The following is a 17,653-nucleotide window of genomic DNA, read 5'->3' as shown; positions in this document are numbered from 1 at the left end:
GAACGAAAACGGGTCTGTGGATCTGGGATTCCAATCAGGGTCAGGTCCCGATTCGGATGTGTATGCGTTGGCTCAACAACCCGATGGGAAGATTCTGGCTGGGGGTGTATTCACCTCTGTCAATGGCATCACGCGACGAGGCGTGGCACGATTGAACGTGGATGGGAGCATCGATGCAGCCTTTGATCCGGGCGCCGGGGCGCCGGGCGTGCTCGCCGTTGGCCTGCAACCGGACGGCAAGATCCTCATTGGGGGGGTGTTCACCTCATTTGATGGCACACCGCGGAACCAAGTCGCCCGCCTGCATCCTGACGGCAGTCTCGACATGGGTTTTGATCCCGGTTCCGGGGCCGGAGCGGGCGTGCTCACTATTGGTGTTCAGTTGGATGGGAAGATTCTCGTGGCCGGGGGATTCACCAGCTTCAATGGAATTGCAAGGAATCGGATCGCACGTTTGAACGCGGATGGAAGTCTGGATCAGACATTCGATCCCGGGACGGGGGCGTCGAGCTCCATTATGGCCCTTATAGTGCAGCCCAACGGCAGGGTGATGGTTTCAGGCTCATTCCAGTCTTTCAATGGGTTGTCCCGGCCCGGCCTCGTTCGGCTCGAAGCCAATGGTGCGGTGGATACGGGCTTTGTGCCCTCTGGGATATCGAGTTCTTGGCCTCCCTATATCATGTCCATGGCGCTTCAAACCGACGGCAAAGTGCTGATTGGTGGTGAGTTCACGACGGTGGGTGGCATGAGTCGCCCCCGGATCGCACGCCTGAATCCGAATGGCATTCTGGACACCAGCTTTGCTCCAGGGAAGGGGGCCGATCAGCTGGTACGGTCCATCTCCCTTCACGGGTCCGGAGGTTTGTTTGTTGGTGGGGATTTCACGACGTTCGATAGTGTGCAGCGACCCGGCGTGGCGCAGATCGAGACCGGCCCTCTCCCGCCGCCGAACTCGGCTCCGGAGTTAATCAATTTGAGCAACCAAACCGTCCCTGAGAACGAACCCGTTGGCACGCTGGTGGGCCTGCTCACCGCCGAGGATCCGGATGCGGACGATACCCACGTCTTCGAGTTGGTGGCGGGGGAGGGGGACACGGACAACGCGCTGTTCAGCATCGTGGCGAACGAGTTGCGGACGGCGGTGGTGTTCGACTACGAGGCGTCGCGGGAGGGCAGCTTCAACACCTATACCGTGCGGGTCCGCGCCACGGATTCCGGCGGGCTGTTCCTCGAGGACTGGATCCCGATCGACATCCTGGACGTCAACGAGGCGCCGGTGGCCTACGCCCAGTCGGTGACCACGGCCGAAGATGCCCCGGTGGCCATCACGCTCACCGGCGAGGATCCGGACCTGAATGTCCTCCTGTTCCACGTGATCTCCGGTCCCAGCCATGGCGTGGTGGTGGAGGGGTACGGGGACTTCATCTACACCCCGAACCCGAACTACCACGGACCCGACAGTTTCGCGTTTGTCGCCAACGATGGGGAGTTCCTGTCCGAGCCGGCGACCGTCTCGATCACCGTGATGCCGGTGAACGATGCGCCCGTGGCTTTTGCCCAGTCGGTGACGACGCCGGAGGACACCGTGGTGGCGATCACGCTGACAGGTAGCGATGTGGATGGGGATTCGTTGACCTACCTGGTCGTCAGTGGTCCGCAGCATGGCGTCCTGACCGGCGGTGCCCCGCATCTGACCTACACGCCGGAGCTGCACTATCACGGCGCGGACAGCTTCACCTTCCGGGTGAGCGATGGGACGCTCGAATCCGCGCTGGCGACGGTGACCATTGTCGTGCAGCCGGTGAATGATGCGCCGGTGGCGTTTGGAGGGTCGGTGACGACGACCGAAGACATGCCGGTGGCGATCCTGCTGGAAGTCGCGGATCCGGATGGGGACGCGCTCAATTTCACCGTGCTGAGCGGACCGGAGCACGGGACGTTGTCGGGGGTGGCCCCGGCGCTCACCTACACGCCGGGGGACGGTTTCCGGGGATTTGACAGCTTCAGCTTCCAGGCCAGCGATGGTCAGGCGGACTCCAACCCGGCCACGGTGGCGATTACCGTGTTGCCGGCCGGCGAACCGGCGGCCGACCTCACGGTGCTCCATGTCTTTGGGGAGCCATCCACATCGGCCATCATGCCGATGGGGCGGGTGGTGGAAGGGAGTGACGGTGCGCTCTACGGGACCTCCCACCGGGGAGGTAGGCACAACGGCGGCACGATCTATCGGGTCCATCCGGACGGCGGCGGGTTTGTCGTGTTGCGGGATCTCGAGGCGGTGAGTGACGGCGGGTTGCCGTATGCCGGATTGATCGAAGGCAGCGATGGTGCCCTGTACGGGACCACCTCGGAAGGAGGCTTCCACGACGCGGGCACGATCTTCCGGGTGCAACCGGATGGCAGCGGGTTCCTGGTCCTGCGGCATCTGAATCCCCCCGTGGATGGATCCCGCATGTTGGGTGCCCTGCTCGAAGGGAGCGACGGCGTCCTCTACGGCACCGCCTCGGCAGGGGGCGTCCTGGGGAACGGGACGGTCTTCCGGCTCCATCGCAACGGCACCGGCTTTGCCGTGCTCCATCATCTCCGAGGGTTCGAGGGGCGTGCCCCGTCGGCAGCGTTGATCGAGGGATCGGACGGTGTCCTTTACGGCACGATCCGCGAGAGCATGGCATCCCCCGAAGGCAAGGTGTTCCGGTTGACCAAGGACGGGAGTGGCTTTGCGGTGGTGAAGCCGTTCGCTTCCGCGGAGGGATCCTACCTATACGACGCGGTCGTCGAAGGCGCTGACGGCAGGCTCTACGGCAGCGGCTTTCTGGGAGGAACACAGGGGGACGGCACCGTCTGGCGGATGAACAGGGACGGCTCGGGGTTTGCGGTGTTGCACCACTTTGTGTCGGCCACGGATGGCCGAGGAGTTCAGGGGCTGCAGCAGGGAACGGACGGCTGGCTCTACGGCACCACCCGATCGAGCGGTCCTGACAGTTACGGAACCGCCTTCCGAATCCACCCGGCGGGCGGGTTTGAGCTCCTGAAAGCGTTTGGTCCGGCTCCGGACGGCAGTTCTCCGGCGGGCGGGGTCATTGAAGGCAGCGACGGCGTCCTCTACGGACTGACGTCCAATGGTGGAAGTTCCAACAACGGAACGCTCTATCGTCTGAACCGGGACGGCAGCGAGTTTCAGCTTCAGTGGGTATTCAAATACTGGGGTGGCGGGGCGTATCCGAACAGCGGGGTGATCGAAGCCTCGGACCACCGGCTCTATGGCACCGTCATCTCTGGTGGCGAAAGCAACCAAGGCATGGTGTTTAGCCTGAATGCGGATGGTACGGATTTCCAGATCCTGCGCAGCCTGGCCGATTCGCCCGATGGGGCCAACCCCTTCGGTCCTGTGATCGAAGGCAGCGATGGCCTCTTGTATGGCACCACCGGGAACGGGGGCACGGCCGGGATGGGCACCGTCTTCCGGTTGAAACGCGACGGGACCGATTACGTCGTGCTGAAGAGCTTCGATGGTTCGACGGAGGGAGGAACACCTTTCTCCAGGGTCCTCGAGGGGAGCGATGGCATCCTGTATGGAACGACCTATGGTGGCGGCAGCCACGGGGGGGGCACCGTGTGGAGGATGAACCATGACGGCACCGGATTTGGGGTCCTGCGCCACTTGAAGCCGGACACGGACGGATCTGGCCAGTTCGGTGGGTTGACCGATGGGTGGGATGGGTGGCTCTATGGCACCGCGCCCCTGGGTGGCGCCCATGGGCAAGGCACGATTTTCCGGCTCAGCCGGGACGACGGCCAGTTCCAAGTCCTCAGACACCTGGACGGCGCATCCGATGGCGCCCATCCCTCCAGCCGGCTGCTCGGGGCCAGTGACGGCCTGCTGTACGGGACGACTGAGGCGGGCGGAACTTACGGGGGTGGGACGATCTACCGGATCGCGGCCGACGGCACCGGCTTTGCCGTGCTCAAGCACCTCAACCCACCCGTGGATGGTGAATACATGGATTCGGTGATGGAGGGGCCGGACGGTTTCCTCTACGGCAGCACCTCGGGCGCGGGGGAATACGGCGTCGGCACGCTGGTGCGGTATGGAACCCTGTTCCGTTTGCGCAAGGATGGGGAGGGTTTTGAAACCCTGCGATACCTTGGCCTCGCTGCGACCGAACCTCGGTATCCGTGGGGGAGGTTCACCCTGGGCAGGGACGGCCGCTTTTACGCCACCTCCTATCAAGGGGGCAGCGCGGATTCGGGCACGGTCTATGCCTTCAGTGTAGCTCCGGCAAACCACGCTCCCACCGTCATTCTGTTGAGCCACCAGGCGGTTCCCGAAAACCAACCCGTCGGCACGGTGGTGGGACTGTTCACCGCCGACGATCCGGATCTGGGGGACAGTCACACCTTTGCATTGGTGGCCGGCGAGGGGGACACCGACAACGGGCTGTTCAGCATCGTCGGCAACGAGCTGCGGACGGCGGCGGTGTGCGACTACGAGGCGCAGAACCGATACAGCATCCGGGTGCGCGCCACCGATGTCAGCGGGCTGTTCGTGGAGGCGGTCTGGTCCGTGGACGTCCTGGACGTCAACGAGGCGCCGATGCTGGCCGGGCCGCTGCCGGACCTGACGGCGACCCATGGCGCGGAATTCTCGGCCATGCTCGCGGCAGCAGCTTTCACTGATCCCGACATCGGCCAGACGCTGACTTACTCTGCCGATGGCCTGCCCCCGGGGATCGGGTTCGACCCTGCCAGCCGCACCTTCGGCGGTGTGCCCACCGCGACCGGCCAGTACACGGTCACCGTGACGGCGACGGACAACGGCGAACCGGCGCTGTCAGCGGACGGGACCTTCGTGCTGTCCGTGGCGCGGGCGCCGCAAGTCATCACGTTCGGGGCCCTGCCCCTGAGCGTGTATGGCGACGCGCCCCTCGAGGTTCCCGTGAGCGCCAGCTCGGGGCTGCCGGTGACCTTGACCAGTTCGGTGGCGTCGGTGGCCACGGTCAGTGGCACCACGCTGACCATCACGGGCGCGGGCACCACGCTGCTGACGGCGTACCAGGCCGGGGATGCGAACCATCTGGCGGCGGAGTCCGTCCAGGTGAGCTTCACCGCCGGCAAGGGCACGCCGGTGATAACATGGGCGACGCCGGCGGACATCAACTGTCAGACGGTTCTTGGCGCGGCACAGCTCAACGCGACCGTGAACGCCCCGGGCACGCTCACCTACGATCCGCCCGCCGGCACCTCCCTGCCGCTGGGCGAAGCCCAGTTGCTGTCGGTCACGTTCACGCCAGCCGATCTGGGCAACTGGAATCCGGCTTCGGCCGCCACCACGATCGGTGTGCGGCTCCATCCGGGGGCGCCGCCGGGCCAGTTGGACCTTTCGTTTGACGCCAGCATGGGCACGTCCGGTCATCAACTGCGGATGATCGTCGTCCAGCCCGACGGGAAGGCGGTCGTCTGCGGGTGGTTTACCTCGATCAACGGGGTCGCCCGTAACGAAATCGCCCGGCTCAACGCCGACGGGAGTCTGGACCTGCGTTTTTTCCCCGGCACTGGAGCCAGCGGGGGCGGCATTGATGCCGTTGCCCTCCAACCCGACGGCAAGGTGATGGTGGTCGGAGACTTCACAGCGATCAACGGCGTGAACCGACGGGGCATTGCACGGTTGAATCCAGACGGCAGCGTGGATGCTGCCTTTCATCCGGGGACGGGTGCCAACAGCCGGGTCATGTCCGTGGCCTTGCAGCCGGATGGCAAGGTACTTGTCGGCGGCTGGTTCACCTCGGTCAATGGCGTGGGCCGGAATCGGATCGCCCGCCTCAACAGCGACGGCAGCGTGGACACGTCCTTCAATCCGGGAGCGGGTGTCGGAGACAACTACGTGTTCCGAGTGGCGGTGCGGGCCGACGGGAAGATCCTGATCACAGGCGCGTTCACCACGGTGGACGGAATCAGCCGGAGCCGGATTGCCCGCTTGGAACCCGGTGGAGCCCTGGACTCCGGCTTCGACGTGGGTACCGGCGCCAACCAGGATGTTCATGCCTTGGCCTTGCAGCCGGATGGCAAGGTGCTGGTGGGCGGCGTCTTCACTTCAATCAACGGAGTGAGCCGGAACCGCCTGGCCCGGCTGAACGACGATGGCAGCGTGGACACCGGCTTCAGTCCCAACGTGGCGGGTCCGGTGTTCGCCATCGCAATCCAGACTGACGGCCGGCTGCTGATCGGCGGCAACATGGGGACCGTCCATGGCGTGAACCGCATGCGGGTGGCGCGGCTCCTCACCGACGGCAGCGTGGAGGCCAGTTTTGATCCACTGAATGGTCCCGACAACCAGGTTCGCACGGTAGCCTTGCAACCGGATGGCAAGCTGCTCATCGGCGGTGACTTTTCCTCGGTCAACAGCGTCCAGCGGAAGCTGATCGCCCGGCTTGAAACCGGCCCCGCGGCTCCGACCATCACCCTCCACGGGCCGGCGGCCGTGACCCACGAGCAGGGTACACCTTACGACGACCCCGGCGCGGTGGCGTTCGACACCTGCGGCAGTCCGCTGGTGGTGTTCGCCAGCGGTGCAGTCAACACTTCCGTGGCTGGAACCTATACTCGGACCTACGTGGTCACGGACGCCGTCGGCCAGCATGCCACGGCAACTCGGACCGTGCACGTGGTCGTCTCCGACCATCCGCCGGTGGCCCTGGCTGGTGACGACCAATGCGTTTTCGCCGGACACCACTGCGTGGCGACGGTGACCGTGGACGGCAGCGCCTCGTCGGATCCGGACGGCGACCCGATCCGCTTTGCTTGGGAACTGTTCGAGGACGGAGAACTGCTGGATACCGTGGCCGGGGAAGCCGCCGTCTCCTGGGCACTCGCGATCGGCACTTACCAGGCCCGGCTCACCGTCTTCACCGATGTTGCCGGCAGCGTCGTCGCGTCGAGTGACACCCTGATGATCCAGGTTCTGCCTTCAGCGCCGATCCTGGCCCCCCTGACGCCCGCGGCCGCCTACGCCAACGGGCCGGCGTTCGAGCTCACGGTGACGGGCGGGTGCTTCCTCGAAGGCGCGAGCGTGTACTGGAACGGGGCACCGCGTCCGACCACCTGGCTTGGGCCGAACGAGCTGCGGGCCGCCATCCCGGCCTCCGATCTTCAGACCGGCGTGGACATCTTCGTGGCCGCGGTCCAAGTGGTCAATGGCGATGGCCAGGTCTCCGACCCCCTCGGGTTCAGCATCGTGGTCCAGAGCGTCGGTACGGTGGACGCCACGGTGTCGCAACCGGGCGGGACCACGACCGTGAGCACGGCACCGACGACGGCGGGGGAACCCGGGGCCACCGTGACGGTGGAGAACGCCGGGGACCAACCGGTGACGGTGCTGGCCGCCAGCTATGGCGGGCGGCCCGTGGGGGAGACCGTGTTCCAAGTGGACAACGGGTCATTTGTGGACGTGCAGGTCGTGGGGGATCCCGCGACGCTCGCGAATGTCTCCGCCACGGTCTCCTTCTACTACCCGTCCACGGTCAGGGGCGGGATGGAGAACCGGGTGAAGCTGCGGTACTTCAACGGGACCAACTGGATTCCGGTGCTCAGCAGCGGTAGGTTGCCGCCCGCCAAGGACACCACGGACAACCTGGACGGGACGATCTCGGGCGGCCGGTTCACGGTGATCTTCGACCTGACCAGCACGCCGACGATCCTGGAACTGGGAGGGACGGTGTTCGGGATGTTCGAGAGCCAGCCGCAGTTGCAGGCAGTTTACGGGCCTGAAGGTCCGGTGGCTTTGGGCCAGCCGATCGAGGTGTCGGTGGCGTTTGCGGTGCTGGGCGATCCAGACGAGGTGCAGGTGCACTTCGAATGGAGCGACGGCACCGCCAACGCGGTGATCCCGACGGTGTCGGGTGGGGCGGGGATGGCGTCAGCCGCGCATCTCTATGGCGGGCCCGGGGTGTATCCGGTGATCGTCCGAGTGGTGGATGCCGAGGGCGACGAGCGCGAAGGCAACTTCGAGTACGTGGTCATCTACGATCCGAACGGCGGGTTCGTGACGGGCGGTGGCTGGATCCACTCACCGCCGGGCGCCTACGTGTTCGACGCGACACTGGCCGGCCGTGCCACCTTTGGATTCAACTCGAGGTATCAGAAGGGCAGGCAGGTGCCGACGGGTGACACCCAGTTCCAGTTTCAGGCGGCGGAATTCCGGTTCCACAGCACCGCCTACGATTGGCTGGTGGTGTCGGGGGCACGCGCTCAATACAAGGGTGTCGGCAAGGTCAACAACGGGGGGGATTACGGATTCCTGCTGACTGCGACCGACGGACAGGTCAGTGGCGGCGGTGGCATTGACCGGTTCCGGCTGAAGATCTGGGATCGGGCCAGTGGCCTCGTGGTTTACGACAACGTGTTCGGTGCGGCCGACGATCTCAACAATGCCAGTCCCCAGATCCTCGGGGCTGGAAGCATCGTGATCCACCAGGGCAAATGAAATTGGCTTCCGGTTGCGGATGGAGCCGCCGTCCGCGCATGGACTTCCCGGGATTCCATCGCGAGGATGAGGGGCGTGCAACGCATCCTGGTCATCGCGCTGGCAGGCATTGGGGACACGCTGCTGGCAACGCCGTTGATTCACGAGTTGCGCCTGCACGCCCCCGGGGCCCGGTTGGAGGCCCTGGTGATGTGGCCCGGAGCGGCGTCGCTGCTGGAGGGCAATCCGCATCTCGACGCCGTCCATCAGCACCAGTTCCTGAAGGCCTCGCGTTGGGCCTCGCTGCGGTTGGCCCTGGGGCTGCGCCGCCGGCGCTATGACCTGTCGGTGAATCCGCACCCGCAGGGGCGCCATGCCTACCGGTTCATCGCCCGCATCATCGGGGCGGAACGGCGGTTGAGCCATTCGTACGAGAATGCGGGGTGGCTGGATCGCCATCTGGTCACCGACAGCCTTCCGCAGGACTACTCGGTGTCCGCGGCGGAGAACAATGCCCGGCTCCTGGGCCTGATCGGGGTGGAGCGACGGCTTCCGCGGCCCGCCTACGAGCTGTTCTTGACGACGGCGGAGACCACCTGGGCCTCGGAATTTGCCCGTCACCACGGGTTGATGGCGCAGCGCTGGCTGGGAATTCACGCGGGCTCCGGCGGCACCAAGAACCTGGCCCTGCGCCGCTGGCCGCTGGAGCGGTATGCGGCGCTGGTGGCGCAGTTGCAGCACGAGCACCCGGAACTCCCGGTGGTGTTTTTTGGCGGGCCTGAGGACCGCGTCGCCCAGGCGGAACTGTTCGGACGATTGCGCGGCGGCCGGGTCGTGTTTGCGGACTGCCCGACGATCCGGCACGCCGCGGCCCTGGTGGGCGGGGCGCACGCATTTCTGAGTGTGGACACCGCCTTCATGCATCTGGCGGCCGCGATGGAGGTGTCGCACCAGTTCGTCATTGAGACCCCCACCCTCAACCCCTGCATTTTGCCGCTGCGGGAGGACTGGGTGCGCATCCCGAATCCGGCGGTGGCCGGACGCCATCTGGAATTCTACCGGTACGACGGGCGGCCGATCGCGGGGACTCCGGATGCCATCCGCCGGCAGATGGAGGCGGTGACCGTGGAGGCGGTGGCCGGGGCGATCCGTCCGGTGCTCGGAGGGCTGTAAGCGATCCGGGATCCGTTCAATTTTCTTCCCCCGGCAGCGGTCCGACCGGTTTGATGCCGCCGCATGATTCCGCGTTACACCCGGCCCGAGATGCGGGCGATCTGGACGGACGAGAACCGGCTCAGGATCTGGCTGCAGATTGAGATGCTGGCCAGTGAGTCCCTGGTGGCGGAGGGCGTGGTACCCCGGGAGGATTTTGTGGCCATGCAGGCGGGCGCCGAACGGTGTCACGCGGATCTGAAAGGCCTGGTGGATCGCGCCCGGGAGCTGGAGAAGACCCTGAATCATGACGTGATCGGCTTCACCACCGCGGTGGCGGAGCAAATCCAGGGGCCGGCATCGCGCTGGCTGCACTTCGGTCTGACCAGCAGCGACATCGTGGATACCGCGTTCGCGGTCCAGATGGTCCAGAGCGCCGACCTTCTGGTGCGGGATGTGGAACAGCTGCTGCCGGTGATCGCCCGGCGCGCACGGGAGCACCAGCGGACGCCCTGCATCGGGCGGAGCCACGGCATTCACGGCGAGCCCACCACTTTCGGGCTCAAGCTAGCCCTGATGCATGAGGAGTTTGTCCGTGCCCGCGAGCGGTTGCTCCGGGCCCGCGAGACGGTGGCTGTTGGCAAGCTGTCGGGGGCCGTGGGCACGCATGCCCACCTGTCGCCCGCCGTCGAGGAAGCCGTCTGCGCGCGGTTGGGGCTGCGTCCGGCACGGATTGCCACACAGGTGGTGCAACGGGATCTCCACGCGGAGTTCATGAACACCCTTGCGCTGGTCGGGGCGGGCATCGAGCACTGGGCGGTGGAATTCCGGCATCTGCAGCGGACCGAGGTCCTCGAGGCCGAGGAACCGTTCACACCGGGCCAGAAAGGCAGCAGCGCCATGCCGCACAAGCGCAACCCCATCACCTGGGAGCGCCTGACCGGACTGGCCCGGGTGCTGCGCGGCCATGCGGTGGCCTCGATGGAGAATGTGGCGCTGTGGCACGAGCGCGACATCAGCCACAGTTCGGTCGAGCGGATCATCTTCCCCGATGGATGCCTGCTGCTGGACTACATGCTCGGGCTCCTGGTTCGGCTTGTGGATGGCTTGAAGGTGTATCCGGAGAACATGCGGAGAAACCTGGGGCTCAGCCTGGGGATGTGGCACAGCCAGACGGTGCTGCTGGCGCTGATTCGCAAGGGGCTGACGCGCGAACGGGCCTACGAGCTGGTCCAGCGCAACGCGATGAAGACCTGGGAGGTCCGCCACAATGGCCGGGAGGATGCGGACTTCCTGGAGGTCCTGAAGTCGGATCCTGAGGTGGCGGCGCAATTTGCCCCCGGGGAGTTGGAGGCCTTGTGTTCCCTGGAGTTCCACTTCCGCGAGGTGGACCACCGGTTTCGCCTGCTCGGACTGTAAACTCGCCGACCGGTCAGGGTGGGGAGGCCGCGCCCGAATCCAACGAGGCCCCGAGGGGGCCCAGCAGGAGCCCCGGGGCGACGCCGAGAAGGACGGTGAGGAGCGCGAGGACGATCAGGGTGATCGCGCTGGCAGTGGGGACGCGCAACGAGGTCGGCGGGGTCGCGCCGGGCAGGACCCACGCATGTTTCAGGACCTGAAGGTAGTAGTAGAGGGCGATGGCGCTCGTGGCGACCGCCACGCCCACAATCCAGATCCGGTCCATGGCGGATCCCCGGGACACGGCGGCGACAAACACGAAGAACTTCCCGAAAAATCCGGACAGTGGCGGGATGCCGGCAAGGGACAACAGAAACACGCCAAGGCAGGCGGCCAGCAACGGGGAGCGGCGCATGAGTCCGGAAACCCCGCCGAGCGTCGGGGCCTCGCCGGCCGACTCCAGGACTCCGATGACGCCGAAGGCACCGAGAACAGCGATCGCATAGGTGACGGCGAAATAGAGAACGGCGCCACGGGACTCCGGGGCGGGATCCAGCAGGCCCAGCACTCCGTATCCGGCCTGGGCCACGGCGGAGTAGGCCAGCAGGCGGCGGAGATCCGACTGCCGGAGCGCCGTCAGGTTGCCAACCAGCATTGAGGCGACCGCAAGCGCGGCGATCACGGGAAGCCATCCCGGCCGCCAGGGCCAGCCGCCGGCATGGCCGGCGGTTGCCTCGCCGAAGCCGGAATGGACCACGCGAAGCAACAGCAGAAATCCGACCACCTTGGAGCCTGTGGCGATGAATGCGGCCGCCGGTGTCGGCGCTCCCTGATACACGTCGGGGGTCCAGAAGTGGAACGGCGCGACGGCCACCTTGAATCCCAAGCCGGAAAGTGTGAGGACGATCGCCGCCCAGGCCAGCGGCCCGGCCGGACCCGTGGCGAGCCGCGCGCCGATCACCGGGATCTGAAGCGAACCGGTCAGGCCATACAGGAGGCTGAGGCCGAACAGGGTCAGCGCCGCCGCCACGCCGCCGAGGAGGAAGTATTTCAGCGCGGCCTCGGTCGCCTCGGGGAGGCGCTCGTTCAGCGCGGTCAACACGTAGAGCGACAACGCCACGAGCTCCAGCGCGACGAAGAGCATGAGCAGGTTTTCCGTGCCGGCGAGGAGCAGCAGACCGACCGCGGCCAGAAGCAGCAACGCAAAGAATTCACCAATGTGGGTGGTGAACCGGGCCGGCACCGCGAGCAGGACCGTCGCCAGGGTCATCAGCAGAACGAGCTGCTTCAGGAACTGGGTGGGGCCCTCCAGGACAAAGGTGCCGGCGGGGGCATCCCCCGAGGCGAGGTGCAGCCTGAGCAGGGCGATGGCCAGAACCAGGCCGGCGGCGCTTCCCCATGCCGCCCGGCGCATACGTTCCCCGGGCGGGTGATGTGGGGCGCCGCGCACATCGAGGATCAGCACCGTCAGCGCCGTGAGCACGAGGGCGACCTCGGGCAGCAGTTGCACCAGCAGATCCAGATGGAGAAGTCCGTCCATGGGAACTCAGGTGCCGAGGGCCCGCCGCAGCCCCTCAAACAACGGGCCCGAGAGCACGGGCTGGATCCAGTCGAGAATTCCCCGGGGAAAAAGGCCCAGCCCAAGCGTTCCCGCGACCAGCAGGCATGCCCCCAGCTTTTCGGGCAGGGTCACCGTGGGAAGCGGCGGGGGTGCGGACGCCGCCGCTGCTGCGTCGCCAGCGAAGAACGCAAGGTGAATGGTCCTCAGGGTGTAGGCGACGCCCAGGACGATTCCCAGACCGGCAACAGCGACCAGGCGGCCGGACACCGGCCACGTGCCAAGCAGGACGTGGACTTCGGCAACGAACCCGCTGAACCCGGGCAACCCCATCGAGGCCAGACCGGCGATCACAAAGACGATGGCGACCCCGGGCAATGTGCGGCCCAGTCCGAAGCGGGCGAGTTCATCGAGGTCACGGGTGTGGGTGCGGTCGTAAACCATCCGGCCGACGACGCCGAACAGGAGCCCGGCGATCACCCCGTGGGAGACCATCTGGAGCACCGCGCCGGCGAGGCCGTCGGGCGTGGCTGCGGCAATCCCAAGCAGCACGAAACCCATGTGGCTGACGCTGGAGTAGCCGATGACGAACTTGAAGTCGCGCTGTCGCAGGGCGACGAGGGCACCCCACACGATGCCGATCACCGCCAGCGTGCCGAAAATCATCCGCCAGTCGCGTGCTCCCTCGGGCAACAGGGGCAGGGCAATTCGGAGGCATCCGTAGGCCCCGAGCTTCATGATCACCCCGGCGAGCAGCATCGAGGCCGCGGTGGGCGCGGCGACATGGCCGGTGGGGGCCCACGTGTGGAACGGCCAGAGTCCCGCCAGAACGGCAAACCCGGTAAACAACACCGGGAATGCCCAACCCTGAATCGTCCCGGAGACCGGGTGGCGGGCCAGGACCGAAAGATCAAAGGACCCCTGGCCGCTGGCGGCGAACACCGTGATCAGGCCGACGAGGACGGCGGCAGATCCCAGGAACGAATACAGGGCCAGCTTCATGGCGGCGTACTCGCGCCGGGTGGAGCCCCACGAAACGATCAGGAGGTACTTGGGGATGATGGCCAGCTCGTAGAAGACGAAAAACAGGAGAAGATCCCAGCTCAGAAACACGCCATGAACCGCCCCAACCAGGACGAGGTAGAGGGCGAAGAACTCGCGGGGACGATCCTCCACGTTCCAGGAAAACAGCACGCCGGCCACGGCGGCCACCGCGGTCAGCAGCACCAGCGTGGCGCTGATGCCGTCCGCGGCGAGGTGGAACTGCGCCCCCCAGCCCGGGATCCAGTCGCACCGCATCAGGGTCACCGGATGCGCGCCTGGCGGGTTCTGAAGCACCGAGGCGACCACGGCAGCCAGTCCCGCCAGCCCGACGCCCAACGCCACGGCCCTCGGGGCCCGCGGGTTGCCGCGGGGAATCAGCGGGAGCACCGCAGCGCCGAGCAAGCTGAGAAATAGGGGCCAGGCGAGCATGGGTCAGGTGCCGGGAAGCAATTGGGCGATGTGGCGGACGACGCTGGCGTTGACCCACCGGAGGAGCAGGTGCGGCAGGACGCCGGGCAGCACCAGAAGGAGCACCGCCGGCGCCAGCACCAGCACCTCGCGACGGGTCAGGTCGGGAAATGCCACCCAGGCGGGATTCAAGGGACCGTTGAAGACGCGCTGGTACAGCGTCAGCAGAAACATCGCTGTGAGGAACAGTCCGGGCACCGCCAGGACGGCCGCACCCGGGACGAGGGCGAAGGCTCCTTTGAACACGAGGAATTCGCCGACAAAACCGGACAGGCCCGGCAGGCCAAGCGAGGCAAACAGGGCGACACCGGCGATGCCGGACAGGACCGGGGCGCGGACGCGCAGCCCCCCGAAGTCGTCGAGGCCGCGGCGTCCGCCGGATCGCCGCTCGATCAGGGCCACGACGCCGAACAGGAGGGCGGCGTTGATGCCGTGGTTGAAGAGTTGCAGCAGGGCCCCGGACATCGCGGCGCTGCGTTCCCGGTCCCAGGCCGGGGTGGCGGGCGCCGGATCCAGAACTGCAAACAGGCCCAGCAGGCAGTACCCGAGGTGGTTGACCGAGGAGTACGCCAGCAGCCGTTTGAGGTCCTGTTGCGCCAGGGCCATGAGTGCCGGCAGCACGATGGACGCCACGGTCAATGCGAGCAGCGGGCCCAGCAGGGCACGCAGCTCCCCGGGGAAGACCGGCGCCAGCACGCGAAGGAATCCGTACACGCCCATCTTGGACAGGGCGCCGGTCAGCAGCATCGTGACGCCGGTGGGCGCCTCGGCATACGTGTCGGGAAGCCAGGTGTGGAACGGCACAAGCGGGACCTTCACCGCGAGTCCTGCGAATGCGGCGAGGAACAGCACGGTTCCCAAATGAGTGGCGTCGAGTCCGGTCCAGGACAGCCCCGCAGCCGCCGCGGGAATGAGCCTTCCGGAGCGGCCGAGTTCGGCGAGTTGCGGCAGGTCCAGCGTACGGGCTCCCGGGAGCAGCGCGAGGAACGCCACCAGCAGCGCGACGCTTCCGGCAAGCGTAAAGAGGAAGAACTGGTCGGAGGCCGGTCGGGCGCCCGGGCCGCCCCAGAGCCGGACGAGAAACCACGCCGGAATGAGCCCAAGTTCCCAGTACAGGAACCAGTGGATGAAATTCAGCGCGGTGAAGTTTCCCAGCAGGCCGCCTTCGAGCAGGAGGATCAGGATGCCGTAGAGCCGGGGTCGGTCCGCCGGCACACCGGTGACCGCGAGGGTGAAGGGCACCAGCAGCACGGTCATCAGGACCGGAAGGAGGTTGATGCCGTCGAGCGCGACGAAGTAGCTGACGCCGAGGGTTGGCATCCAGTCGAGACGTTCAATGAACTGGAGCGTTCCCGAGGCCGTATCGAACCTCGCGAGCAGCGCAACCACCTGGACGGTGGCCAGCAGGCTGGCGGCGAGGCTGACCCGCAGCACCACCGCGGCGTTCGCCGTCCGCAGCAGCGACAGGATGACCGCCCCGAGCAGTGGGGTTGCCGTGAGCAGGCTGAGGGCGGGCAGGGAGTTCATACCGGACGAGGCCCCCGTAGCATCCAAAGACCGAGCAGGAGCAGCACGATTGCCATGATCACCACCCGGAGCCAGCGCTGGACCCGGCCGTCGTGCCATCGCGACAACACGGTCCCGGACTCACGCACCGCGTGGCAGCCGTCGTCGAAGCTCGCGTTGATCACTCCCTGATCCACGGTGCGCGTCAGCCAGGCACCCGCTGCAGCACCAAAGGCGGCCAGGTCGCGTATGGAATCTGCAAGGCCACGGTCCAGGGTCGCGGCCAGCCAGCCCGCCGCGCGGGTCCATCGCACGACCGTGGCCTCGTAAAATTCATCCACCGAAAATCGCTGCTCCAGGACGCGGAAGGCGCGGGGATAGCGGACCGACAATGGGTCGTGGTCGGCGCGGCTTCCCGGAATCCCGCGATAGCAATACCCGCCCAGGCCGATGCCGGTGGCGCTCAGCAGGGCGGAGAGCAGCAGCAATCCCCAGGGGCTGCCGGATCCGGTCTCCGAACTCTGGAGGTGGGCACCGCCCAGATAGTGCTCCAGCCATGGATGAAACGGGGTGACCACGAGGCTCAGGGCGACGGTGGCGCCCGCAAGCACCACGAGGGGCAGGATCATCACCCGGGGACTTTCATGGGCCGCCGCCGCCGCGGCAGACCTCGGAGCTCCGAAGAAGACGTACGCCATCTGACGGGTCATGTAGAAGGCGGTGACGACCGCAGCGAACAGGCCGATGACGAATGGCAGCCGGGAGACCGGCCAGCCGGCAAGCGCATGCAGGATGGCGTCCTTGCTCCAGTACCCTGAAAACAGGATGGGCACTCCGGATAGCGCCATCATGCCGACGGCGTAGGTGGCGAAGGTCCACGGTTGCAGGCGGCGCAGCCCGCCCAGGCGACGGATGTCCTGCTCGTGGTGGCATCCGTGGATCACCGATCCGGCCCCGAGGAAGAGCAGGGCCTTGAAGAAGGCGTGGGTGAGGAGGTGGAGCATGCCCACGGCCGGTCCTCCCGCGCCGAGGCCCATCATCATGAAGCCCAGTTGTGAGACGGTTGAGTAGGCGAGGATGCGCTTGATGTCCGTCTGCGCCACCGCGGTGAGCGCCCCGAACAGCGCTGTCACCACCCCCACCCAGGTCACGACCACGAGGGTCGTTCCCGGAGACCCGGCGGTGGCATCCAGTGCCGCCAGCGGATACACGCGGGCCATCAGGAAGACGCCGGCGGCGACCATGGTGGCGGCATGGATGAGGGCGCTGACGGGCGTGGGTCCCTCCATCGCGTCGGGCAGCCAAACGTGCAGGGGTACCTGACCCGATTTGCCAATGGCCCCGCAGAACAGGAGCAGGGCGATGGCGGTGCCCAACGCCATGCCGCTGGCGGTGATGCGCCCGGCAAGTCCGGACAGCGCCGCCGGCTCGAGACAGCCCCCCCCGTCATCGTACATCAGCAGCGTGCCGGTTTCGGCGTAGAGCCAGAGGAGTCCGATCAGGAACCCAAGGTCGCCGATTCGGGTGGTGAGAAACGCCTTGCGGGCTGCGGCGGCCGCGGCGGGGCGGGTGAACCAGAAGCCAATCAACAAATACGACGCCAGCCCCACGAGTTCCCAGCAGATGAACAGCAGCATGAGGCTGTTGGACAACACCAGTCCCAGCATCGCGGCGGCGAACAGGGACAGGAACCCGAAGAAACGGACCCCCCGGGGGTCGTCGGCCATATAGCCGGTGCTGAACAGGACGATCAGGGTGCCCACGAGGGTGATCATCAGGAGCATCGAGGCGCCCAGGGGATCGAGCAGCCAGCCGATGGACACCGTCAGGCTGCCGGCCTCAAACCAGGGGAGGTTCCGGACCGCGCGGAAACCGCCCGGGGAGTCTCCGCCCAAGGTGGCGGCAAAGGCGATTGCCGCGAGCCCGGTGGCGGCGGCCATGGAGGCGACAGCCAATCCGCCCGCGATCCGCCGGGCGCCGCAAGGCAGGCAGGCGCCGATGGCGGCCGCCACGAGGGGCAGCATGGCGATGAGCCAGAGGTGACGGACGACAAACTCCATGGGCCGGGC

7 protein-coding genes are annotated in these 17,653 nt (G+C 66.7%); 3 read left to right on the top strand and 4 right to left on the bottom strand.

What is annotated here, in order from left to right:
* Positions 1-58 precede the first annotated feature (58 nt).
* The 3 genes from KF791_11680 (at position 59) to KF791_11670 (ending at position 11,029) form a co-directional block, all read left to right on the top strand.
* Positions 59-8,479 carry a tandem-95 repeat protein gene (locus KF791_11680; GenBank protein ID MBX3733241.1) on the top strand — a complete coding sequence of 2,807 codons (8,421 nt, stop codon included), beginning with the start codon at positions 59-61 and terminating at the stop codon, positions 8,477-8,479.
* Between the two features lie 75 nt (positions 8,480-8,554).
* Positions 8,555-9,631 carry a glycosyltransferase family 9 protein gene (locus tag KF791_11675; protein ID MBX3733240.1) on the top strand — a complete coding sequence of 359 codons (1,077 nt, stop codon included), beginning with the start codon at positions 8,555-8,557 and terminating at the stop codon, positions 9,629-9,631.
* 63 nt (positions 9,632-9,694) lie between these two features.
* A complete protein-coding gene (locus KF791_11670; GenBank protein ID MBX3733239.1) occupies positions 9,695-11,029 on the top strand; it encodes an adenylosuccinate lyase in 1,335 nt (444 codons plus the stop codon).
* A gap of 13 nt (positions 11,030-11,042) precedes the next feature.
* On the opposite strand, the gene KF791_11665 is transcribed toward KF791_11670, so the two are convergent.
* From KF791_11665 to nuoL, 4 genes are read right to left on the bottom strand one after another with little or no spacing between them, the layout of a single operon-like run.
* Positions 11,043-12,548: an NADH-quinone oxidoreductase subunit N gene (locus tag KF791_11665; protein MBX3733238.1), complete on the bottom strand. Its 1,506-nt coding sequence runs from the start codon at positions 12,546-12,548 to the stop codon at positions 11,043-11,045.
* Between the two features lie 6 nt (positions 12,549-12,554).
* Positions 12,555-14,039, bottom strand: coding sequence for an NADH-quinone oxidoreductase subunit M (locus KF791_11660; GenBank protein ID MBX3733237.1), 1,485 nt, complete (start codon positions 14,037-14,039; stop codon positions 12,555-12,557).
* A gap of 3 nt (positions 14,040-14,042) precedes the next feature.
* A complete protein-coding gene (locus KF791_11655) occupies positions 14,043-15,605 on the bottom strand; it encodes an NADH-quinone oxidoreductase subunit M (GenBank protein MBX3733236.1) in 1,563 nt (520 codons plus the stop codon).
* The gene (gene nuoL / locus KF791_11650; GenBank protein ID MBX3733235.1) at positions 15,602-17,644 is read right to left on the bottom strand and encodes an NADH-quinone oxidoreductase subunit L; all 2,043 of its coding nucleotides are present in this window, start codon (positions 17,642-17,644) and stop codon (positions 15,602-15,604) included. Before nuoL ends, KF791_11655 begins: the two co-directional genes overlap by 4 nt.
* Positions 17,645-17,653 lie beyond the last annotated feature (9 nt).

The organism is Verrucomicrobiia bacterium (assembly GCA_019634635.1).
Lineage (GTDB): Bacteria > Verrucomicrobiota > Verrucomicrobiia > Limisphaerales > UBA9464 > UBA9464.
The sequence above is the reverse complement of the archived record's forward strand: the minus strand, read 5'-3'. Positions and strand labels throughout refer to the sequence as shown.